Origin of the sequence: Desulfitobacterium chlororespirans DSM 11544 (assembly GCF_900143285.1) — a bacterium.
Taxonomy (GTDB): Bacteria; Bacillota; Desulfitobacteriia; order Desulfitobacteriales; family Desulfitobacteriaceae; genus Desulfitobacterium; species Desulfitobacterium chlororespirans.
The window spans coordinates 18,496-39,619 of record NZ_FRDN01000012.1 but is presented as its reverse complement, the minus strand read 5'-3'; the positions used below and the strand labels follow the sequence as shown (position 1 = coordinate 39,619).

Genomic DNA, 21,124 nt, shown 5'->3' with positions numbered 1-21,124 from the left:
TTGGGACCTGAAATGCCTACAGCATCTCGCGGAAACTCTGCACCCGCGTCTTGATCTGCTCAAATGAAGTGGATTCCTGATCGATATCAAGGTATAAGCTCCTTATGCCCTTTTCCTCCAACTGCGCATAGTAAATCGGATAATCAAATTCCTCCGGATCGCAGAACTTCATCATGCATACCACAACAGCATCTGCCTGATGTTTTTCGACCATATCGATGAGCATTTTACCGCGGGGTTTTTCAGGGTTGACTGCCAAAGAGCACCCGTCAAAATCCTGCCACCATTTGGCCAGCCTGGACAAGGGCTCTTCCCCCGCCGGTACATCGAGCCTGAATTGCCTTGATTCCTGAGCAAGGTCGTCGGCCACTACGGCAAATCCGTTTTCTTTAAGAACATCCAGAACTTCATCCGGTTCCGCTGTGATCCCGGTTAAGATAACTTTCTTGCCCTGCCATGGCTCACTTGGCAGAGCTTTAACTTCATCCATCAACTCTTTCACCAAGGCCGTATGCTGTGATTTTTCCATGAAGTGCCTGGCTTTCATGACCCCATGGCGTTTAACCGGATCGATACTATGGGGATATTGGGCAGCGAGCTCTGAAAATTCCCGCATAATTTTCCTGTTTTCATTATAAATATCAATGCTTCTCCCAAGAGCCTCGTCGGTGATCTTCACACCAAGAGTTTTTTCCAGTTTTTCCCTTAGGCGTTTGTATTCCTCGACTAAAAAACCATGGGCAGCCGCCAGTTTTCTGTTTTGGGGATGTGTGAAGACAATAACGGGAGCTGTCCCTTTCCATTTCTGGCTCATACACTTTAACGTATCGCAGGGCACTGAGAACAACACGGCCTGTAAATTATCGTATACTCCCTCAATCTGCATCTCCATAACCGATTGCATGATGGAACAGGCATACGGAGGCAGATAGGCGCGGGCTTTGGTAATGGTTTTTTGCCCCCCCCAAATACCAACCGGAAGATAGCCTGCTGCGTGAATGATCTCCTCCGGAGCATATACGGGCATCACACCTACTGCGCCTTTACCTGTCTGCGCTTTATGGCCGGCGATAGCTTGGGCCGGCTTCCTGGCAACCGCCATAAGCTGATCGATGATTGTTTCCATTCTATTCATTAGTTTTTGTCCCCCTTACCCTGACTCATCATTTCATCAAGTGCCTGTACTCTCGTCTCATATTGTGCCGGAGCATAATTGCGCGGATCGGTCTGGTCTCCGTCAAAGCTGACGTAGGGCAATTGATTCTGTGCATTTAAGCGTTCAGCCGTCTCCACATTCAATAGGCTCATGAGTTTGCAGCTTCTGTTCTGGTGGTAGAGAATGCCGTCACATTGCCCTTTATCTATGATGTCGCTCAGCACTTTAATCTTATTGTCCAGGCATGTATTGATATAAATCCTGGTATAGGCTTCCGCCATGGAGCTCATATCACCCGGCGTATAAGTCAGATTCCAAAGCCCGGGATAGGCCGAGCCTGTCATAAGGTTCCCTGCATTTTTCAATGTTTTGAACGTATGCCCCAAATGCGGCCAGACAGCAATGCCTTCCCAAGTAATACGTTTCTTTTCGTTGTCTCCAAAGGCATAGACGCCATTTTTCAGTTTTTCCTTCAATTCATCGGCAAAGGTTTTGAAGGTAATCTCCGCATACTCTTTACTCCTGGCACAAACAATCAGAGCCATGAAGTTGAAGAGATCAAAGCCGTTCAGCGGACTGGGTTTATAATGAAGAAATTCAGCGACTCTGTTCCATTGAGCTACAGAACGCTGGGTCTGTTCCTGCACTTTAAAGAATTTGTCATAATCAAATTTTTTGCCACAAATTTCTTCCAGTTGGGCAATGGCATCTTTAAATTGTTCAGCAATGTAATCTTTTGAATATTGGGGAATGGGCATAGTGTGATTGAAGGGCACATCAATGATGATGCAAGGAATATTCAGCTCCGCAGCCAGATTTTCATACCACTTCAGCAATGTATTGCATATGTTGTTGCATGTGATAACCAGGTCTGGAAGGGGTACTTCTGCTGCCGGAGAATTTTTGAGTTCCTCGCTGGTTACACCTGTAAGGGCTTGCTCTTTGAGCAGTTCCATATACCCAAGATTGACTCTGGCATATGAGCAGATATCTATGGAGTACCCCTTCCGTTCCGCAACTTTCAGCATATCAAGGGCGCCTTTTTTCGCGCCGATACCGGCGGCATGGGTTTCAGGGTATACCATGGCAATATCCATCGCAACACAGAATTCCGAGGGGGCCACCGAGGCCGACCAGCAAACGAGCCGGCCCTCTTTTTTGGCCTGCCTCGCTTCTTCATCCAATTGCGCTTGATAATGACCCAATAATTGCTTTGCATTCATCTCTAATACATCAGACATTTATCTTCCTTCTTTCATCTTTTTATAGAGGTTCTGCCTTAATTCCAAAGGCTCTGTCTTAATTCTCCATATCCTGATAAGCATGAATGGCCGCTCCCAGCGCTGCGGTGATTTGCGGATTGGGGGTTACGATCACTTTTCTGTTCAGCTCTCTGATCAGAGCTCTGACAACCCCACCATTCTGAGCAACACCGCCACACATGACAACGTCATCTTCAACTACACCTCTACCGGCTAATCCGGCCGCTTTGCTGGCAATGGATTGATGAATCCCGGCAATAATATTTTCTAGGGCAACTCCTTGTGATAGCTGAGAGATCACCTCGGATTCCGCAAACACTGTGCAAGTACTGCTGACTGTCGCCGGTTCCGTGGCCTTTGCATCGTATTCTGCCATTTCTGTGAGCCCAACCTCGAGGACTCTGGACATTACGTCAAGAAAGCGTCCTGTGCCGGCTGCACATTTATCATTCATAAAGAATTGCTTGACATAGCCTTTGTCGTCGAGTCTGATCGCTTTAGCATCCTGTCCTCCAATATCAATGATTGTTCTGGCTGTTGGTATTAAGAAAAAGTTTCCAATCGCCTGACATCGGATCTCTGTAACCTGTTTATGTGCTTCTTCAAACGCAAAACGCCCATATCCGGTGGCAACGATCCTTGCCATATCCCCCAAGGTAAGCCCCCCTTTGAAAAGAGCGCTGTTCAAGGCTCTTTTAGGGCCGGAGGAGCCTGTCCCGACTTGAACTGTTTCTGCAGCCACAATATCTTTCCCGTCTTTCAGGATGACGACCTTTGAGGAAGCCGAGCCGATATCAATCCCCATTGTATACATGACAGCATCTCCTCTCTGTGGTTTTGCGCTTATCTCCTGTTTTTGATCCGTACTTTTTTAAACACAATTTTTCCGGGAAATCTGACATCCAGTAAGTGTGTTAATCTCCACATTATCCCCCCTATCCCCATATAATCCATACATAGCTGAATTTTAAAAAGTGAACCTATTTTTCATCGCCAAGCTATCTCAGCTAAACAAACCCAGGCTTATACCGCCTTATCGTTGCTCCCCTTTTTTATGCACCATTTAAAACAAGCAATTACTATGCCAACAATTCAATATTAATTTTTACAGACTAGAATTCTTCATATCTTTGCACTATAATCTGTTAATACTGAGAGTAGTTTACTATTACCCTTGCAATCTAATTATTTTTAAATCAGATCAATCCCATAGTTTAGTTGGTTAATTTATAAATTTTAAGGGTAATTGTTATATATAAGTTATACAATTACAGGATTGATTGTTTACTTTATAGCCAGCTGTAAGGATTAAGCTCAGTTATAACAAGGGTTGGGAATAAAAAAAGGGGCATTCAGTCAGCTCAACATGAGCTGACTGAATGCCTCCTCCTCAAGCCCATGATTATCCATCAACATGAGCTTGATTGCCTGCTTAATTTTAATATCTCGAAAATTCCATCTATTTTACTTATTCATATATATTATATTTTTTCAGCTTTGCATAAAAGGTTCTGCGGCTAATGCCCAGAGCTTTAATAGCATCGCTCTTATTTTCATAGTTTTTTAAGGCCTTGGTGATGATTTGCTTTTCCAGCAATTCCACCTGTTCGGGTATTGCTTCCCCATTCCCTATTGGCGGGGCTATACTATCATTGTTTTTCTTGAAGAGTATTGGCAGATCCTTTGTTTTGATCATCCCCCCTTCCGATAATATCACTGCATGCTCGATCACATTCTTCAATTCCCGGATGTTGCCAGGCCAATTGTGGGAAATCAGCATATTCATCACTTCTGATGAAATGAACAAATCACCTTTATCGTGCTCTTTACTGTAGATCTTCAGAAAATGCTCCACTAACAAGGGAATATCGTCCTTACGTCTTACTAAAGGGGGTAAAAAGATGGGAATAACATTGAGCCGATAATACAAGTCATCCCGAAATTCTTTATTCATCACCATGGTTTCTAAATCTCTGTTCGTAGCCGAAATCAGTCTTACATCCACTTTTATGGATTGACTGCCGCCTATCCTTTCTATTTCTTTTTCCTGCAATACACGCAAGAGTTTAGCTTGCATGGTCAGACTCATGTCTCCCACTTCATCCAAAAAAAGTGTTCCCTTATGCGCAAATTCGAACTTCCCTCTTTTTCCGCCTTTTTTAGCACCGGTAAAGGCTCCTTCCTCGTATCCAAAAAGTTCACTTTCCAGCAGATTTTCCGGAATGGATGCACAATTCACCTTGATAAAAGGGCCATCTTTTCTCGAACTGCATTTTTGTATGGCTTCCGCCACGACTTCCTTTCCAGTGCCACTATCCCCCCGGATCATGACGGTTGCGTCAGTAGTGCAGACATGGGCGGCCAAAACCAAAGCCTGCCGAAAATATTTGTTTTTTCCTATGATATCATTAAAAGCCTGGGGCAAAGCTTTGCTGCCATTAAAATGATTATGCAGGGTGGTTGCCGCATCACGCATCTTTTCCAATTCACTGCCTAAACTTATAGTCTCGTGAATATTTCTAAAGATGTTAATAACCCCTTGTATTTTCCCGTTAACATAGAAAGGAGTAATATTAGCCAGCACTTCCACCTGGAGGGATTGAATCGTATACATTTTATTAATCACAGGGGGATGGCCCATCAACACTTTTAAGCATAAAGAGGTAGGTTCAACCTCTTCCATCTTTCGGCCTATAAGTTTTGCTCCCGAAGCCCCCACTATGCTGTTATAAGCATGATTGATGTAAACGATGGTACCGCTGTGATCGATGATCAAGACAGCTTCATGCAAGGCATCAAATATGCTGGGAAAAAAAACAAAATCTTTCATTTTAAACAGCATGTCCATAACCCTGCTGTTGCAGGATATAGCACCAATTAATCTATTATCCTTGTCAGTTACATAGACAATCTTATTTTTGTTTTTATGACCATTGAAGTTTTCAATCAAATCAAGGGCACTGGCATCTTTCAGGATAGTCTCTTTACACGGTTCAATCTGTGAACGCAATTCACGAATTGGGATATCTTTGTCTAACAAAGCCAATAGTATTTTTCCCAGAAGGGAACCTTTTTCATCGGTAACCAAGGCATTTTCATCGTAGTATAATGTTTCACAATTAGTCGTTAAAATATATTCACCGGGAAGAAGCTTTAAAACCGGCAAGGAGTTCAAGGGAATATCTATCATATCCTGCGCTAACATCTGTCATCAGCTCCTCAGTTCAATATTCATAACCAATTAAAGATTCTTAAATCAGGCTTACTAATGGTGCTAATCTTGAGGCGATACTGGCGAATCGGCCGTAACCGCCAAACTTTGGTATACTGAAAAAGCACACCATACGGCTCAGCGGCCCAAAACTGGTGCGCCTCCGAGCGATGTTTTGGAAAAGTAGCGAATATCCTGGAACGAATGAACGCCAAGATGCACGCTGCTGTAGAAGAAAAAGTTCGGTAAAAGGAAAAATATCGCTTGAGCGCATTTATGCTAAATGAAATGAAGAGAAAACATAACTGAATATATGATCAGCATTTAATTCTTTGTCATGAACTTGGAGCGATCTAAGGTCCTTTTTGTTCATTTTCTGAAAAGATACCTTTACAGATATCCGTTTACTTTAAATGAACTAAAATGTGGGTTTTGTTGACAAGTCTAGTATAACATAACTACCATTTGCTTCGAATAAACAAACATCACATTTTTAAATAGTATATCTTTTCTAAAAACACATTAAACTGGTATGAAGTGGCAGGTCAGCAGCCTAAGGATTGATTTAAATCATATAAACATTCTTTTCTTACCGATTTCATTTACGATGTCTTATTTACATCATCGTTATCCTTGATACGGACCATAGGACATTTCTTGCAGACATCGAGGCCAGGCCACTCATTCCCAGCACTAAGCAAAGAAGCGCCGCCTGAATACTCTGTGCGCGCAACCAATTGTTTGGTTAAATTAATAATCTGGTCCCCCGGTATAAAGACATTAACCTCACCCTTTTCAGTTTTACCCGAAGTATAGCTGCCAGCACACATGGTATTCATATTAGGCTTATGATTCAAGTAACTCCATACTGCTCCGCCGCATACAGCGGAATTCAATGTGTGGTTGAACTGTAAGGGATGTACATCAAAGGCACCGACATAATCATTGAGAATATGATAGGCTTGGAAAGGGTTACATACAAACAAGACAATGTCCGGATCAACCGGTGTTTTTGCCAGGGGAGCCGTCATAAAGGAATGAATTTCACCGAAGGGCAAGCTCGGTTTGCTGGCAACAATCCTCTTTGCTTTCTCCGGATCGATAACAAATAACCTATGCGCCATAATATCTTCTTCCGTGGGCTCGTTATAGCCAAATGAAATCAAGCAGTTCTCGCATAAGAGATTATCCTTTGTACCCTTCAGCACGTAATTTGCCATACGGGAAGCGGCCGTATACTGACAAAACGTAACTTTGGCTGCCATCTTCTTTTCCACCCTATAATGATTCGCTTCCTCCTGAGTTTTAAAAAACTTTAGCGCGACGGGATGATAATCCAGCCTTAGTAATCGTTCCAACACCTCCTGGGCACCCGCGTAATCCATCTCAGCCACTATAACTGTTTTTCGGTTCATTTCGTCTCCTCCTTAAAAAAGCAACTCTTGTGAACATCATACCCTTCAATATAAATATGCAATTTTCATACCAATGAAAAATATAAATTTTCTCCTGCATTTTTTATAAATAATCAAACTGCTGATGGCCACTAATGACCTGTTCTGTATAGCGTGCTATTATGCGGATTTGCCCATAAAAAAATGCAGGTCACTCTTCCTGCACAAGGTTATCTTCCTATTTGTCTGCCAATGATTATAATCCAGGAGCGGCGGACTAAGTCATGAATCAGGGATGAGCTGACTTTTCCATAGGGCTGCAACGCCCTGGATAATCTGCTGCCCAGATATTGTCCTAGGAAATAAGCCGCCAGAAAAGCCAGGAGTGTTACCCCGGGTAATTCCAAATAATGTCTCAGCAGGGCGGCAAACGGCACCGGCAGATGAATGGCCATAAACCAAGGCAGGGAAAGCTTCCGGACATTTTCCCGCCAATATCCAAAAGGAATATTAAGCAAACAGACCAGCATTAAACTCCAAATGAGCATACCACTCCCACTCCCCCTCTACTCATCCCTATGTCCTTTTAACCCCATCTATAACACTCCAAAACCTGTCCGCTTATAAATATCCTTTGACAACTCTATAAGCTTTTTTTAAGATAGATAAGTATGAAAGTAAAGGGAGTTTTATCATGAGCATATTAAATGTTGAAAATGTAAATCACGGCTTCGGTGGTCGTAAAATTCTGGAAAATACAACCTTCCGTCTCCTCAAAGGTGAACATGTGGGTTTAGTGGGGGCCAACGGAGAAGGGAAATCAACCTTTCTCGATATTATCACCGGCAAACTCATTCCCGATGAAGGGAAGGTGGAATGGTCCAACCGGGTGTCCGTAGGCTACCTGGATCAACATACTGTGTTGACCCAAGGTAAATCCATTCGCGATGTTCTCCGGGAAGCCTTTCAGAAGATGTTCGAGCTGGAAGCTGAGATGCTGGAGCTCTACAACCGCATGGCTGAGGCTACGGAAGCGCAGATGAACAAAATGATGGAGGATGTCGGGGAAATTCAGACCATTCTGGAGAGCAATGGTTTCTATATGATCGATGCCAAAGTGGAAGAAGTGGCCAACGGCTTAGGCCTCGGTGAAATCGGTCTGGATAAAGATGTCACCGATTTGAGCGGCGGTCAAAGGACAAAAGTTCTGCTGACCAAGCTTCTACTGCAAAAACCTACTATATTAATACTGGACGAGCCCACCAACTATTTAGATGCTGAACATATCATTTGGTTAAGCAATTATTTGAAGGATTACGAGAACGCCTTTATCCTGGTATCCCATGATATCCCCTTTCTCAACGATGTGGTCAATGTGATCTATCATGTGGAAAATGCCGACTTAACCCGTTATACCGGGAACTACGAGCAATTTATGCAGCTCTATCACATCAAAAAAGAGCAAGAGCTGAAGGCTTATGAAAAACAACAAAAAGAAGTGGACCGCCTGGAAGATTTTATCGCCCGCAACAAAGCCCGCATTTCCACCACCGGCCGGGCGAAAAGTCGTCAGAAACAGCTGGATAGAATGGAGATTCTGGAAAAACCCAAAGAGAAAATCAAGCCCCAATTCCGGTTTAAGGAGGCCAGAAGTCCTGGCCGGGTCATCTTTGAAGCCAAGGATTTGGTTCTTGGTTATAATGAGCCTTTAACCCGCCCCCTCAGTCTGCACCTGGAAAGAGGACAAAAAGTGGCCATCCGCGGAGTCAATGGTCTGGGTAAGACCACCCTGCTGAAAACCTTGCTGGGGATCATTCCCTCCCTTAGCGGCGAAGTCATCTTAGGGGATTATCTTTACCCCGGTTATTTCGAACAGGAATCCAACCGCGGCAACACCAATACCCCTATCGAGGAGATCTGGCAGGAGTTTCCCGGACTGACCAATTATGAAGTCCGTCAAGCCCTGGCCAAGTGCGGGCTGACCAATGAGCATATCTCCAATAAAATGATGGTCCTGAGCGGCGGCGAAAGCGCCAAAGTACGCCTTTGCAAGCTCATGCTCAAAGACATCAATTTCCTCGTCCTGGACGAGCCCACCAACCATCTCGATGTGGATGCCAAGGATGAATTGAAAAAGGCTATTCGGGAGTTCAAGGGAACGGTTCTTTTAGTATCCCATGATCCTGACTTCTACAGCGATTGGGTCAGCGATATTTGGAATTTGGAGCAATGGACCACGAAAATTGTCTAAAGCGATATTGCCCAATTGCGGGCAGCCGTTAAAGAAAAGAACCGGGCTGAGGAAAAGAACCTGTGCAACCTTCTGCTCATGACACAGCCCCCGGATGAGTTATTTTCCTACATCCGGGGGCTGCCTGCAATGTTCGTTTTTGGGGTTCCGGGCATTTATATTTTGAATTCTCCTATAACCTTCTGCAGATTGCCCGCCATTTCTGAAAGTCTTTGGCTGTAGTTGGCAACTTCCTGCATGGCCGCCAACTGTTCTTCCGTTGCGGCGGAGACATTCTGAGTCTCACCTGAAGTTCTCTCGCTCATTTCATTAATCTTATCCAACTGTCCGTAGAAGCTTCTGCCAATCTCCGTCAAATGATCAACGGCTGCCGACACCTGACCAATGTCTTGGGACAGGTTTTCGATAGACGTCTTGATCCCTTTAAAGCTTTCTCCGGTCGAAAAAACGTGGCTAATCCCCAGGTCAATGCTTTCTGCACTTTCATGGGAAACCTGAACGGTCATTTCAACATTTTCCTGATTGTCCTTCACCAGCAATCTGATCCGGTCCGCCGCCGTCCGGGATTCTTCCGCCAACTTGCGCACTTCCTCAGACACCACGGCAAAGCCCCGTCCATGTTCTCCGGCACGGGCCGCCTCTATGGCGGCATTTAAGGCCAGCAAATTGGTTTGCTCGGCAATAGCAGTAATGATATCCACAATTTGCGAGATCTCCCCAAATCCGTTCTGCAGTTTAGTGACGGTCTCCTGCATTTCTGCGGACCCTTGACCCACTTTCTGCATCTGGTCAATAGCTTCCTCCACTTTAAGCAGGCCATGATCGGCGCTCTGCCTGGCATCCAGGGACAGCCTCTCCACATTTGCGGTAGAGCTATCTATTTTTTCCAGACCCTCGATGATCCGTTGGGATTCTTCTTCCAAATGCTTGATAGCGACGGCCTGAGTTTCTGCACCGCAGGCAATCTCACCCACGGATTGGGCCACTTGATCGGCGGCGCTGGCCGATTGTTCTGATACCGCCGTCAACTCCTGGCTGGAAGCGGCCACCTGTTCAATGCCGGCCATGGCTTTTGCTATCAGCGCCCTGACATTGGACCGCATCTTCACTAATCCTGCCGAAGCCTGCCCTACCTCGTCGTATGCTTCAGCTTCCTCATCCCGCTGACGGAAGTCCCCCTCGGCCATGACCAGGCATTCATCCCTTAAGCGAATGAAAACCCTGCTCATCCTGCCGCTGAATATAACTGTAACGGCGATGGAAATAAGGATGCACAGGAAAGACGTCACGACCATGGACCTGGCCAGATTGCTTATGGGCTCATACTCCTCCGTCACAGGCGCAGCAATCAAAACATTCCACTGACGGTCTCCGGCCAAGGTAATCGGCGTAAAGGTGCCAATCACTTCAACACCCCGAATGGAAGTGTATCTCCCGACAAGCTGTTCCTTCTCCTGCGTGCTTTGGCTGAATAATTCCATCAGTTTTTTGTCCAACTTAGCTTCCTTTGTCTTAAGGGACTCATCGATATCTTCTTTGGAGAAATCCAATTTTCCCACGACTTCCTCCGCTTGGGGAAAAGCAATCACAAGGCCCGAACCATCCACAATCAGGCCATAGCCGGTAGACAGAAACTTCAAATCCTTCATCAGTCCGCCCAATTTTTCCATGGCGAAAGACCCTGTCAGTACGCCCAAAACCTGATCACCGTCCATGACAGGAACAGCAACATTAAAGGCTGTTTTCCCCGTAGTTCTTGAAGTAACCAGCTCTGAGACCACCGGGCTCTTCGTTTCCAGAACTTTTTTAAAGTAGTCCCGGTCCCCCAATTCAACCGTCGTTCCATCGGAGCGGACCGCAGCGCCGGAAGGAGCAATAAAAACAGCGCTTTCCAGCACCTTGCTTCTTGATTTACCCCATTCCAGCGTTTTTACCAGCTGCTGCTGATCCTCAAGGGCACCCATATAAATTATTTCCGCCGCAAAAGCTTCCTGCTGAATGACAGCCTGTTCTATGTAACCCGCTACCCTTGCCGCATACTCCCTTCCCACAGCCATACCGGTCTCCTCAACGCTTTTGGACAGGGCACTGCTTGACAAATAATAACTGATTACCGAAAGCGCAATAAAAGACAGCAAAAAGATCGGCATAAACACCAGCAGCAGCTTATATTTGATTTTCTTCAGCTTCATCTCGTTCGTCTCCTTCATAAACTTTTATATATTTAAATCAACCTCTATAAAATAATCTGCCGTAAAAACCCTACAACAGATTGTTTCTTTATTCACATCCTATCCTACCGAAATTTGGCTAACCTTCTTGCAAATCGGAGCTTTCAATATGTATTATCTTAATTTTACTTAAAAATAAGATATATTTCAAGAAAAATAGTACAAAAATCGACATAAATTGACCTGACCTTAGCGGTTTCTTTTACCGAAGAAACAGCAAAGAGCCGCAGCAAATCATAAGATTTCCACGGCCCTCATATATGCTCTTAAATAGGCATAAATAGTTTCATTCTGAGATAATATACTTCACTTCCCACTGCCCTCGATGATTCTGGTTCAAAAGAATCAAGCATCCATAACTCTGTTTAAAACTAAAGAGTTCCTGAAGGGGCAATCCCAGGGCATGGCATAAAATCACCCGGTTGACCCCGGCGTGCCCGGTAATAAGACTGGTTTCCGCATCAGAGCGGACAATGCTTTCGAATAGGGGGATAATGCGCCGGGAGCACTGGAGGAAACTTTCCCCTCCGGGAGGACGGTGATGGACAACATCCTCACCTCGCTGCCGGTATTCTGCCGGAAACCGCTCCCGTATCTCGCTGAAAAGCTTTCCCTCCCATTCTCCCATCTCGATCTCATACAGCTCGGGAAGCACGGTCAAGGATAAAGAATGGGCTTCGGCTATGATCGCGGCAGTCTCCCGGGAGCGGCTTAAAGCACTGCAATAGATCCTGTCCAAAGGAACCTCCCGCAGGCGCTTTTTTAAGGAAAAGGCCTGCTCCCTGCCTTCGGCACTCAGGGGAAGATCCTGAATCCCTATATACCGTTTATTCCTGCCCAATCCGATATCACCATGGCGTGCAAGATACACTTTTTTCATACGAGCATTTTCTGGGGTTCTTCATTGTTCCTAACACTGGCTGCCGGTTCTTCCTGCAGTTTTACATTATCTTGTTGCCTGCTACTGTCTTGTTGCTTTACAATATCTTGCTGCCTTACACCGTCTTGCTGTTTTACCCTGTCCTTATGCTCCCTCTGAACCTTGATGATCTCACCCAGAATGCAGACGGCAATTTCTTCAGGAGTTTCCGCGCCGATCTTCAAGCCGATGGGGGAGTACAATTTCTCTAAGGCTGCGGCCGGAATCCCTTCTTCCTGCAATTCGGCCAACATCGCCTTCACTCTGCGGCGGCTGCCAATCATCCCGATATAGCCTGCCGGTTGATGAATTACCGTTTTCAAACAAACCTTATCATGACGATGACCCCGGGTTACGATAACCACATAGGTCTGGGAGTCGATGACCAGGTCTGCTAAAGCTTTTTCAAAATCATTGCAGATCACCCGGTCAGCCGTTCGAAACCGGCCGGAATTGGCAAAGGAGGGCCGGTCATCCACGACGGTCACCTCATAACCCAGCATTTTTCCCATACCGGCCAAAGGCAGGCCAATATGTCCAGCTCCTAAAATTACCAGCTTCGTTTCTGAGACCGGTGGCTCAAGAAGCATCTGGTAGGCGACTTCAGTGGTTGTGTCACAGGGATTGAACCTCTCGTCCAGATTGAGCACGGCAAAATGGCCATGACCCCTTCCCGCCCAAACCTCCTCAAGGGCTATCCGGTTCAGTATGGGTAAGCCTAAATCCCCTGTAACCTGACCATTTTTTTGAATGACAAGCTTTTGACCGACCTTCTCCTGTTTGGACTCCGTTAGGGTAATCAAGACAGGAGTTTCGCCGTGATGGAAGGAAAGCACATAGTTTTCCAGGAGATTCAGCTGTTCCGCCCCATTGTGCCGGCCCAGGTAATCAATAAATAATTCCATAATACCGCCACAAACCATACCTTCATCCTCGGCAATGTCCGCCGTCATATTCAAACAATGCTTCCTTGGCTTTCCCGCGGCCAGAACTTGAAGGGCTGCCTGCCTGGCATCAGCCTCACCGCAGCCGCCGCCAATGGTCCCTGTAGTGGTTCCATCTGCCAAAACCAGCATTTGTGCTCCCGGTTTTCTGGGGGCGGATCCCAACACTTTGGTGACGGTAATCAAAGCTGCCTCCAGTTTTTCTTCAAGAGCATGCTGCAACCCCATTTTAATCTCTTTATCCATGAACATCACTCCCCAGATTTGAATTGATTAAGGTTTGGACAGATTCTCCCAGGATTTCTTCGACACGGCTATGGATTCTATAGGCCTGACCAAGGCGCCGATAGACATGTTCAAGAACTTCCGGTTCATTTTCATGCCGTTCCACACTCCCCTTAAATCGCTCCTGGAGTGAAACAATCCGTTCCTTGGCCACCAGTTTATCCGCCAGATAGACGATTTCTTGCTCGGTCAGCGGTTGGGAAGGCTCCCAGGGACAGTCCATATGAGCGGCAATAATAGCGGAAACCTCCGGGTAGGCAGCAGTAAGTTTGGCTCCTTCTTGGGGATGATTAGGTTTAAGCCTGGCTATATCATGCAATAAAGCAGAGGTTCTTAATAATTCCCGATTTAAATGCAGCCCTGCTTCGCCTAATTGCTCGCCCAAAAAAACACTTAAACGGGCCACCGTTTCGCAGTGTTTGATGACCTGGTCCGGGGTGTTGTTCCCTTGAAGCAATTCATAACACTCGAATTCTGTGGGAGTAGGGGCACAGCCATAATGCTTTAACAGGGTCCTGTAGTCCTCAGGGGTATCCATATCCAGCAGCACTCCTTGATCCTCCGTGCCCACCTCAAGGGCATCAGACTGGTAATGTTCCAGAAGGGCTCTAAGTCCGCCTTCACCTCTCCAGCTGAGAATGCTGTTTCTATAGGATCGGGAAATCAAAGGAGGATGACCTCTTTTTCCCTGGCAGACCGGATAAACGATACCTCCCGGCCCCAGGTTGAACCCTTCATATAGCCTCTGTAAGGTGTCCGCCTGGATGAGGGGATTATCAGCGGGCAAGAGAAAAAATCCGTCCACTTCCCGACCTAAGCTCTTCACTCCGGCCTTGACCGAGGAAAACATGCCTTCAGCATACTCTTCATTCAAGATAGGCTGAACACCCAATGAATCACATATCGGCAAAAGCTCCCCGGCTTTATGCCCGAGAACAACCCGAATATCCATGAAGCCCGCCTTCTGGAATGATTGGATCGCTGTTTCTATGACACTGGCTGAACCCAGGGGCAGGAGGGGTTTAAAACTTTTCATCCGGGAGGAAAAGCCGGCTGCCAAAATGACGGCGGCAATATGAAATTTTTGGGATTCGCTGTATGTTGTTGCTCCTATGCCATTCATCCCCTTTGGTCACAAATCATCCTTTTCCCTGTTCCATTGCCACCGCCGTAGGCGGCGGTATCAACATTAAAGTTTAGGTTCACTTGGAGCTGCCCCTCCTCCAAAAGAGCTTGAAACGCCGGATGTGTTTCAAACTCTTGACGGATAGTTTGCTCTATCCTTTCCGGATTGGGGCCGTTCATAAGAATCTCAAAGGTTAGTACCATTTTTCCATACTCCTCAGCCATCCTTGCCGAAAAATCAAGCACCCCGTCCCAAGGGAAGATCACTTCATCCAAATCAGCCATACTTAACAGTTTACCGGCACCGAGATCCATTCGATCCCTGGAACCTACCCGCTCTAAACTGCGCAGAACAGTCCCGCAAGGACAGGCTTCAACTATGAAGCGGGAATAGTCTCCGGTCCGATAACGGATCAGGGGCATCCCTGTGCGAGTCAATGTGGTAAAAACAATTTCACCCAATTCTCCTGCCCGAACCGGCCGGCCTGTCAAGGGATCGATGATCTCAAAGTAGAGATCGGCCTCCCGCAAATGGTAACCACTCAACCCCTGGCAATCAACGCCGCCGCCCAGGCCCATTTCCGTCATGCCATAGTGATTAAAAACCCGGCATCCCCAGACTTTAACCAATTCCCTGACGATGCTGCGGGGAACATGATCCGTAGTCAGCAAAACACTGTGCAAAGGCGAGAGCGGAACCTGAGCCTTTTTCTGCACTCTGGCTAAAGTCAGGACTTGGGTGGGTATGCCTACCAGCACATTCACTTTGTCCCGGCTCATTTGTTCCAGAGCGGCCTGGGGACTGCTGACCGGTCCATGAACAAACCCCTCGGCTCCGGCACGGGCCAGCCCCCGCTGCAAAAGCTCACCCACACTGCCCGGCACTTTTCCCGGCAGAAGGATCAGTACCCGATCCCCGGGCTTAACCATGGTCAGCATGCCTTGGTGAAAAAAATCAAGAGTCAATTCCTGATCCTCTTCGGTGAAGAATACTCTTTTCGGGGGCCCTGTGGTTCCAGAGGTTTGGAGAGTGACAATCCGGTGAATATCGCTTGCTTTAACACAGAGCATCTCCTGTCCGAATCGGCGCAGATCAGCAGCGGTAGTAAAAGGCAGCGCCCCTATATCCTCAAGCTGAACCAAGGGGCAATCAGCCTTGGCCCCATGCCTTGTCAAGTGCCTCCGGTAGAAAGAGCTTTTTGCCCTTACATAGTCTAAGGTCTCCCCCAGTTTGTTCAACTGATAATCTCTCAGCTTTTTTGTGGTAAGCATCTCCGAACTGCTGCCCATAACCTTCCGGGCAATCCAGGCTTCCAGAGGGGTTTTCTCCGGCACCACGGCTAGGACTCCTTCCGGTAGAGGGATTTCCCTCGACAGTCGGTAAGATTATAGGCGCAGAAGGGAATCATTTTCTCTTCAGGGCTCAGAACATGGATGCAGCAGTTCTGCAGACGCTCTAAGTCAAGATTCCAGGCATCCTGGAAGGCCATGCCGGTAAGGGCAAAACCGGCGCTTTTAATCTGCCTGAGCTGGAGATCCCAGGAATTCCCGCTGCAGCAGGTACCGGCTGTTTGTTCTATCCCACCCCACTGCCGGGCGACAAAAGACCGGGTTTTGCGGACCAAATCCTCGGCACGTTCCGGCTCACCACAACAATTTTTAGTCTGGACACTTCTTAAAGAACCGTCACTTTGTTTGACAAAACTGCTGCTGAAGGAGCATTTCCCGTTATTGGGCTTAATATCGGAAGCCTTGATGAGCCCCTGGGTCTGCTCTTCGATGGCCTGAATGACCTCCGGCAAGGTAAAGCGATCCTCATCCCGGGGCTCCTGGGGGATCCGTCCGAAATAACTGACCGGCTGAAAGTGAATCCCCCGCACCCCGGGATGATACTCCAGGGCAAACCTTACCATATCCCCAATCTGCTGAGTATTAATACCTGGCACCAATGTTGGCACAAGAACGACTCCCACGCCAAGCTCTGCACAATTTTCAATGGCTTTTATCTTTGTGGACAACAACTTTCGTCCCCGCAAAGCACTGTAAACAGTGTCATCCACTCCGTCAAATTGCAGGAATAGGGAATCCAGCCCCGCTTCCTGTAACCGCCGTACATAGTCCTTTTCAGCGGCTAAACGCAGCCCATTGGAGTTAACCTGGATAAAATCAAACCCCTCCGACTTACCCAAAGCAACAATCTCAGGCAAATCATCCCTTAAGGTCGGTTCGCCGCCGGATAACTGGATATTCGTGGGGCCGCTGGCTTCCATCACCTTTCGGAACCACCGGGTCAAAACTTCCAGGGATGGATCCTGGGCGCTGCCCCCTGCGTCGGCAAAGCAGAAACGGCAGTTCAGGTTACAGCGCTGAGTGACTTCCAACAACGCCGCACAGGTCTGCTTCCAATGGTCGGCGCATAAGCCGCAATCATAAGGGCAACCCTTTGCCACTTCTGTAAAACAAGCCAAGGGCTGACTGGGAAGTGTGGGCCTCACCCAAGATTCCCAACCGGGATTTCCCCTCCAGAGGAGGGCCCTGTATTCACCATGCTCCGGGCATTGTTTTACCATATAAACCCGATCTTCTTCCGCTATCCGCCGGGCAGGAATCCGCTTCAGACATTCCGGGCAAATGCTGCGTGTCTCAGAGATCATCGTACTGGACAATGTTCAGCCTCCTTTTCTGCTTCTTTTTCGGCGATCAACTGGAAGTACCCTACTTTAGCCTTCTTAAGTGCAGCCTGCACTCTGTTGGGATCCGCTGAACAATCGGTTGATTTCAGCCAGAAAGCACTCATGGAGCCATGGGTCATGATCAGTTCCATCATCAGTCGGTTTAAGAGGGGGGAATGATCCTGCCAATGAATAGTCCGCAGTCCCTTGCTTCCCAGGCCATGCTCCAGTTCTTCCTTAACCAAGGCATTTCTGATACAGGAACCTATGCTGAGTTCCCGGAGGTCGGGAGCGCCTTGGGGATTGCGGGCATAGACATCATGGATAATCAGCTTCCCTTTGACCTTAAGTACCCGCCGGATTTCGCTCAAGGCTTGATCGGGATCGGTCATTAAAGAGAGACTGCATTCCACAAATACGCCGTCGAAGCAGCTGTTTGTAAAAGGGATATCCTCTCCCCGGCCTTTGCTTAGCGGCAAATCCGGATGGGTTTTCTGACCCAGAGTCAGTAAGATTGCCGAGGGGTCGATACCATAGGCTTCCAAATGATAATGGGATCTCAGCCTATCTACAGTAGCCCCCCGGCCACAGCCCACATCGAGAATCCTGTCTCCCGCCTGAAACCGGCAATGCTCCACTGCCCAATCCGTCAGCTCAAACCCGCCGGGACGCAAAGCAGGGCCGGTTGTTCTGTACAACAGATCATTCTCATATAAATTCTTCATACTCATTTTCCGGTTCCATATGGGCAGCCAGAAGTTCCTGAACCTTATCATAGGCAGCGGAGATGGTGCTGCCGCATTTCACCGGATAATCCGTACCCTCTTCCAGCTTGTAATGCAGAATATCCTCACAAAGAAGGCTGCCATAGGTTTCCTCGAACCACTCCAGGAATTCCTGCACCATCCGATGGATGCGGGGATGGGCTTGCTCGGACACGGTTCCTTTGCCGGCGGCCAGCCCAATCAGGCAGGCTCCCCCGGTCAGCACACCACAGGTAGCGCCGGAACGCCCCATGCCGCCGCATAAGCCATGCATTGCCCGGATAAGTTCCGGCGCTTCTTTCCCTTGGTCCTCCAAACCAATCATTAAGAGGATTTGACTGCAGCAAAATCCCTGAGCCGCTAATTGGAATAAACGAAAACCATCGACCGGCATCTTGATCACCTCTATTTATCCTCCAGGCTTTGCTCCACCTCGAACATTTTGCCCAGGGCCAGATCCTCCGTAATCAAGACCAGGCCGCATTGGGCGCACTTCAGTTCTTCCACCCGGATTTCATTACCCAGGTAAGCAACAACGATCGTACCCCGGCTGAGTTCGACATTGCACTTACCGCATTTCCAGACTGTTTGGGGTTGATTTTCCGTCTTACTCATGGCTTCACTTCCTCGATCACTTCCATCCGGTGGCTGTAGGCATTATGAACACAATAGACACCGCTTTCCTGAGTCTCGTATTCCACCCAGTAAGTCACCCGGCTCGGGCGGTGGTGAGCCAAACTATGACCATTTTCAGGATTAATGAACTTGCGGCCGCTTTGTTCAGCAGCCTGGATGACCTGCTCAATATCCTCAAGCAGGATGAGCCGCTCTTCCATACTTTTTCTGATCTCCGGGCTGATTACCAGTTCGATGGCCCGCTCCCCCCCTTCTGATTCCAGACCTTCCTGCCAGGTCTCCCGCAGCATTTTTCTTTTTAACCTGGCCCGGTTTTCGTGGCGGTGTGAAAAGCCCGGATCCTCCCGAGTCGCCGCCTCCCCTTCCACCCTGGGGAAAATCAGGTCGAGAATATGGACGATCCTCTTGCCATAAGCGGAGAAACGATCACGGCACATGGCACAATAGGCCAGATAGTCCAGAGAGCTTTCCTGACTTCTGGCCACCGTGACCTCCTGGGCTAAGGCCCGGTTGGCAAAGGACATCAAGCCCCCGAAACCGCAGCACTTGGTTAGCTCCCTGCTGAAAGGCAGTTCTTCCACCTGACAGTTGAGCTTGGTCAGAAGTTCCCGGACAGCCTTGTGAATACTCCCTTCATGACGGGTGGTGCAGGGGTCCTGCACCGCCAATGGATAAGGTGTGCTGTAGGCAGGAAGGGAAATTTCCAGATCATTCAACACTTCCCACAGGGATACCACAGGCAGTGTCTCTTTAAACATGCTGTAGCAGGAGGAACAGGCTGCAATGACCTGGGGCCGCCCCAAGCCTTCCCATTCCTTGACCAGATCCACCATGGCTCCCTGAAACAGTTCCCCTTCCCCAGCCCATTGGGCGGGAGCACCACAGCAGCGCAGCATCAAGCCCACTCCTCCCGGCAGCTTGGCCGTTAATAAGGCGTACACATTCTTCACATGCTCCGGTGAGGAACCGCTGAGCTGACAGCCTGGGAAAAAGACAAACCGGCTCTCACTGAATCCGGGCTGATGACGAGTCAGTACAAATTGCCCGCTATTGCTGAAAGCCATATCCCGCAGGGCAAAATCATGAGCCGAAGGGGGCATCCGCTTGTTTCTGACCATCCCTTCCCGGGAGCTTAGACAGACATCTCCCATATTCAGATCATGGGGACAGACTTCCGCACATAACCCGCAGAGGCTGCAGGAATTAATCATTTTATTGGCATAACGGGTCCCTTTGACAATGGCATCGTTATTATAGATCTCCCGCAGATATTTTTTGGGATAACGGCCATAGGACTCCAGGTATTTGCAGGCTTTGACACATTCCAAACACTGACAATTCAAGCAGCGCCCAGCCTCCGCTAAGGCTTCCTCTTCACTGTATCCCAGGTCCTTATCTTTCCTGACTACCGCGGCCAGGGGAGCAATTCTCTCCAAATTGACAAAGAGGTTGCTGTGCGATTCACCCTCCCACTCCCGAGAGGCGGTTAAAGAAGCCCCTTGCAGATAGCGGTCTATGGACAAGGCAGCCCTTCTGCCTTCGGCAACCTCTTGAATCGGCGAAGGCTCACCGCCATAGGACCCGGCAAACACTCCAAGCCGGCCGGTGGCACAGGTCTGTGCATCCACGGCATAGCCCTCCCCCAACATATCCGTGGCGGGAGTGGTTCCGGCCGCCAAGGCGATATACAAAGCAGGGAACTCCTCCTGCAAGCGAGGGAGATCCTGCTGTGTGATTGGAGCATTCAACCGCACCTCCACGTTGGGACGGTTGAGAAGCTTTAAATCCTCGGTTATAACACCAGTTGGCAATTGCTGCCGGGAATAAGTCCAAAGTTTTCCCCCCAACCGGTCCCCGGCCTCGAAGAGGATGACCTGAAATCCTTTTTTCGCCAGATCCAGGGCAGCTGTTAATCCCCTCAGCCCCCCGCCAATCACAGCAATCTTTTGATTTTTATAAGCGATAGGTTTGGCCTTAGGAGCTTTATAACTATGGTTTTCCACGCAATATTTCTCCAGGGCGGAGATAGAGACGGCCTCACCAACTTCTCCCCGCCGGCAAACCCCTTGGCAGGGATGATCACAAATCCGGGAGATGATCCCCGGAAAAGGCTGTTTTTGCCACAAAGTCCCCAGGGCCCTCTGCCAGTCCTGTTTCTGAATCGCCTGCAGCATTTGTCTGGCATCAACATGGATGGGACATCCTGCCGTACAGGCCGGGGGATTTTCCTGAATACATTTGCTCTCCAATCGTCTCAGTTCATCCTGTTCCATT

At 48.1% G+C, this 21,124-nt stretch carries 17 protein-coding genes; 1 reads left to right on the top strand and 16 read right to left on the bottom strand.

Annotated elements, in window-relative coordinates:
- Window positions 1-16 precede the first annotated feature (16 nt).
- The 6 genes from BUA14_RS18440 to BUA14_RS18415 all read right to left on the bottom strand — a co-directional run bounded on the left by BUA14_RS18440 (window position 17) and on the right by BUA14_RS18415 (window position 7,571).
- Window positions 17-1,135, bottom strand: coding sequence for a 2-hydroxyacyl-CoA dehydratase subunit D (locus tag BUA14_RS18440; RefSeq protein ID WP_072773935.1), 1,119 nt, complete (start codon window positions 1,133-1,135; stop codon window positions 17-19).
- On the bottom strand, window positions 1,135-2,397 hold the full coding sequence (locus BUA14_RS18435; RefSeq protein ID WP_072773934.1) for a 2-hydroxyacyl-CoA dehydratase subunit D: 1,263 nt from the start codon (window positions 2,395-2,397) through the stop codon (window positions 1,135-1,137). Before BUA14_RS18435 ends, BUA14_RS18440 begins: the two co-directional genes overlap by 1 nt.
- A gap of 58 nt (window positions 2,398-2,455) precedes the next feature.
- A complete protein-coding gene (locus BUA14_RS18430; RefSeq protein WP_072773933.1) occupies window positions 2,456-3,232 on the bottom strand; it encodes an acyl-CoA dehydratase activase in 777 nt (258 codons plus the stop codon).
- 654 nt (window positions 3,233-3,886) lie between these two features.
- Entirely contained in the window at window positions 3,887-5,623 is a 1,737-nt protein-coding gene (locus BUA14_RS18425) for a sigma-54 interaction domain-containing protein (protein WP_242954687.1), read from the bottom strand.
- A gap of 608 nt (window positions 5,624-6,231) precedes the next feature.
- Window positions 6,232-7,044 (bottom strand): DUF169 domain-containing protein, encoded by an 813-nt coding sequence (locus BUA14_RS18420; RefSeq protein WP_072773932.1) that lies wholly within the window; start codon window positions 7,042-7,044, stop codon window positions 6,232-6,234.
- Between the two features lie 209 nt (window positions 7,045-7,253).
- The gene (locus BUA14_RS18415; protein ID WP_072773931.1) at window positions 7,254-7,571 is read right to left on the bottom strand and encodes a hypothetical protein; all 318 of its coding nucleotides are present in this window, start codon (window positions 7,569-7,571) and stop codon (window positions 7,254-7,256) included.
- A gap of 146 nt (window positions 7,572-7,717) precedes the next feature.
- Between BUA14_RS18415 and BUA14_RS18410 the strand changes: the two genes are divergently transcribed.
- The gene (locus tag BUA14_RS18410) at window positions 7,718-9,274 is read left to right on the top strand and encodes an ABC-F family ATP-binding cassette domain-containing protein (RefSeq protein ID WP_072773930.1); all 1,557 of its coding nucleotides are present in this window, start codon (window positions 7,718-7,720) and stop codon (window positions 9,272-9,274) included.
- A 155-nt stretch (window positions 9,275-9,429) separates the two neighbouring features.
- Here the strand turns inward: BUA14_RS18410 and BUA14_RS18405 are convergent, their stop codons facing one another.
- From BUA14_RS18405 to BUA14_RS18360, 10 genes are all read right to left on the bottom strand, one after another.
- Complete coding sequence (locus tag BUA14_RS18405; RefSeq protein WP_072773929.1) at window positions 9,430-11,466, bottom strand: methyl-accepting chemotaxis protein; 2,037 nt, start codon at window positions 11,464-11,466, stop codon at window positions 9,430-9,432.
- Window positions 11,467-11,791: 325 nt separating this feature from the next.
- The gene (gene cobC / locus BUA14_RS18400) at window positions 11,792-12,385 is read right to left on the bottom strand and encodes an alpha-ribazole phosphatase (RefSeq protein WP_072773928.1); all 594 of its coding nucleotides are present in this window, start codon (window positions 12,383-12,385) and stop codon (window positions 11,792-11,794) included.
- Window positions 12,382-13,614: an XdhC family protein gene (locus tag BUA14_RS18395; protein ID WP_072773927.1), complete on the bottom strand. Its 1,233-nt coding sequence runs from the start codon at window positions 13,612-13,614 to the stop codon at window positions 12,382-12,384. The genes cobC and BUA14_RS18395 overlap by 4 nt, the downstream gene beginning before the upstream one ends.
- Window positions 13,607-14,776 carry a DVU_1551 family NTP transferase gene (locus BUA14_RS18390; protein ID WP_072773926.1) on the bottom strand — a complete coding sequence of 390 codons (1,170 nt, stop codon included), beginning with the start codon at window positions 14,774-14,776 and terminating at the stop codon, window positions 13,607-13,609. Before BUA14_RS18390 ends, BUA14_RS18395 begins: the two co-directional genes overlap by 8 nt.
- On the bottom strand, window positions 14,773-16,116 hold the full coding sequence (locus BUA14_RS18385; RefSeq protein ID WP_072773925.1) for a DVU_1553 family AMP-dependent CoA ligase: 1,344 nt from the start codon (window positions 16,114-16,116) through the stop codon (window positions 14,773-14,775). The genes BUA14_RS18390 and BUA14_RS18385 overlap by 4 nt, the downstream gene beginning before the upstream one ends.
- 2 nt (window positions 16,117-16,118) lie before the next feature.
- Window positions 16,119-17,432, bottom strand: a complete 1,314-nt coding sequence (gene trsS, locus BUA14_RS18380) for a radical SAM (seleno)protein TrsS (protein ID WP_072774087.1) — start codon at window positions 17,430-17,432, stop codon at window positions 16,119-16,121.
- Entirely contained in the window at window positions 17,429-18,175 is a 747-nt protein-coding gene (gene trsM, locus BUA14_RS18375; protein WP_072773924.1) for a DVU_1556 family methyltransferase, read from the bottom strand. The genes trsS and trsM overlap by 4 nt, the downstream gene beginning before the upstream one ends.
- The gene (locus BUA14_RS18370) at window positions 18,159-18,608 is read right to left on the bottom strand and encodes a DVU_1555 family C-GCAxxG-C-C protein (protein WP_005812862.1); all 450 of its coding nucleotides are present in this window, start codon (window positions 18,606-18,608) and stop codon (window positions 18,159-18,161) included. Before BUA14_RS18370 ends, trsM begins: the two co-directional genes overlap by 17 nt.
- Before the next feature lie 11 nt (window positions 18,609-18,619).
- Complete coding sequence (locus tag BUA14_RS18365; protein ID WP_005812860.1) at window positions 18,620-18,829, bottom strand: DVU_1557 family redox protein; 210 nt, start codon at window positions 18,827-18,829, stop codon at window positions 18,620-18,622.
- The gene (locus BUA14_RS18360) at window positions 18,826-21,123 is read right to left on the bottom strand and encodes a pyridine nucleotide-disulfide oxidoreductase/dicluster-binding protein (RefSeq protein ID WP_072773923.1); all 2,298 of its coding nucleotides are present in this window, start codon (window positions 21,121-21,123) and stop codon (window positions 18,826-18,828) included. The genes BUA14_RS18365 and BUA14_RS18360 overlap by 4 nt, the downstream gene beginning before the upstream one ends.
- Between the last annotated feature and the right edge of the window lies 1 nt (window position 21,124).

Coding starts and splice junctions, on each gene's coding strand:
- BUA14_RS18440 (WP_072773935.1), bottom strand. CDS start 1,135: ATGAATAGAATGGAAACAATCATCGATCAGCTTATGGCGGTTGCCAGG.
- BUA14_RS18435 (WP_072773934.1), bottom strand. CDS start 2,397: ATGTCTGATGTATTAGAGATGAATGCAAAGCAATTATTGGGTCATTAT.
- BUA14_RS18430 (WP_072773933.1), bottom strand. CDS start 3,232: ATGTATACAATGGGGATTGATATCGGCTCGGCTTCCTCAAAGGTCGTC.
- BUA14_RS18425 (WP_242954687.1), bottom strand. CDS start 5,623: ATGTTAGCGCAGGATATGATAGATATTCCCTTGAACTCCTTGCCGGTT.
- BUA14_RS18420 (WP_072773932.1), bottom strand. CDS start 7,044: ATGAACCGAAAAACAGTTATAGTGGCTGAGATGGATTACGCGGGTGCC.
- BUA14_RS18415 (WP_072773931.1), bottom strand. CDS start 7,571: ATGCTCATTTGGAGTTTAATGCTGGTCTGTTTGCTTAATATTCCTTTT.
- BUA14_RS18410 (WP_072773930.1), top strand. CDS start 7,718: ATGAGCATATTAAATGTTGAAAATGTAAATCACGGCTTCGGTGGTCGT.
- BUA14_RS18405 (WP_072773929.1), bottom strand. CDS start 11,466: ATGAAGCTGAAGAAAATCAAATATAAGCTGCTGCTGGTGTTTATGCCG.
- cobC (WP_072773928.1), bottom strand. CDS start 12,385: ATGAAAAAAGTGTATCTTGCACGCCATGGTGATATCGGATTGGGCAGG.
- BUA14_RS18395 (WP_072773927.1), bottom strand. CDS start 13,614: ATGGATAAAGAGATTAAAATGGGGTTGCAGCATGCTCTTGAAGAAAAA.
- BUA14_RS18390 (WP_072773926.1), bottom strand. CDS start 14,776: ATGAATGGCATAGGAGCAACAACATACAGCGAATCCCAAAAATTTCAT.
- trsS (WP_072774087.1), bottom strand. CDS start 17,432: ATGATCTCTGAGACACGCAGCATTTGCCCGGAATGTCTGAAGCGGATT.
- trsM (WP_072773924.1), bottom strand. CDS start 18,175: ATGAAGAATTTATATGAGAATGATCTGTTGTACAGAACAACCGGCCCT.
- BUA14_RS18370 (WP_005812862.1), bottom strand. CDS start 18,608: ATGCCGGTCGATGGTTTTCGTTTATTCCAATTAGCGGCTCAGGGATTT.
- BUA14_RS18365 (WP_005812860.1), bottom strand. CDS start 18,829: ATGAGTAAGACGGAAAATCAACCCCAAACAGTCTGGAAATGCGGTAAG.
- BUA14_RS18360 (WP_072773923.1), bottom strand. CDS start 21,123: ATGGAACAGGATGAACTGAGACGATTGGAGAGCAAATGTATTCAGGAA.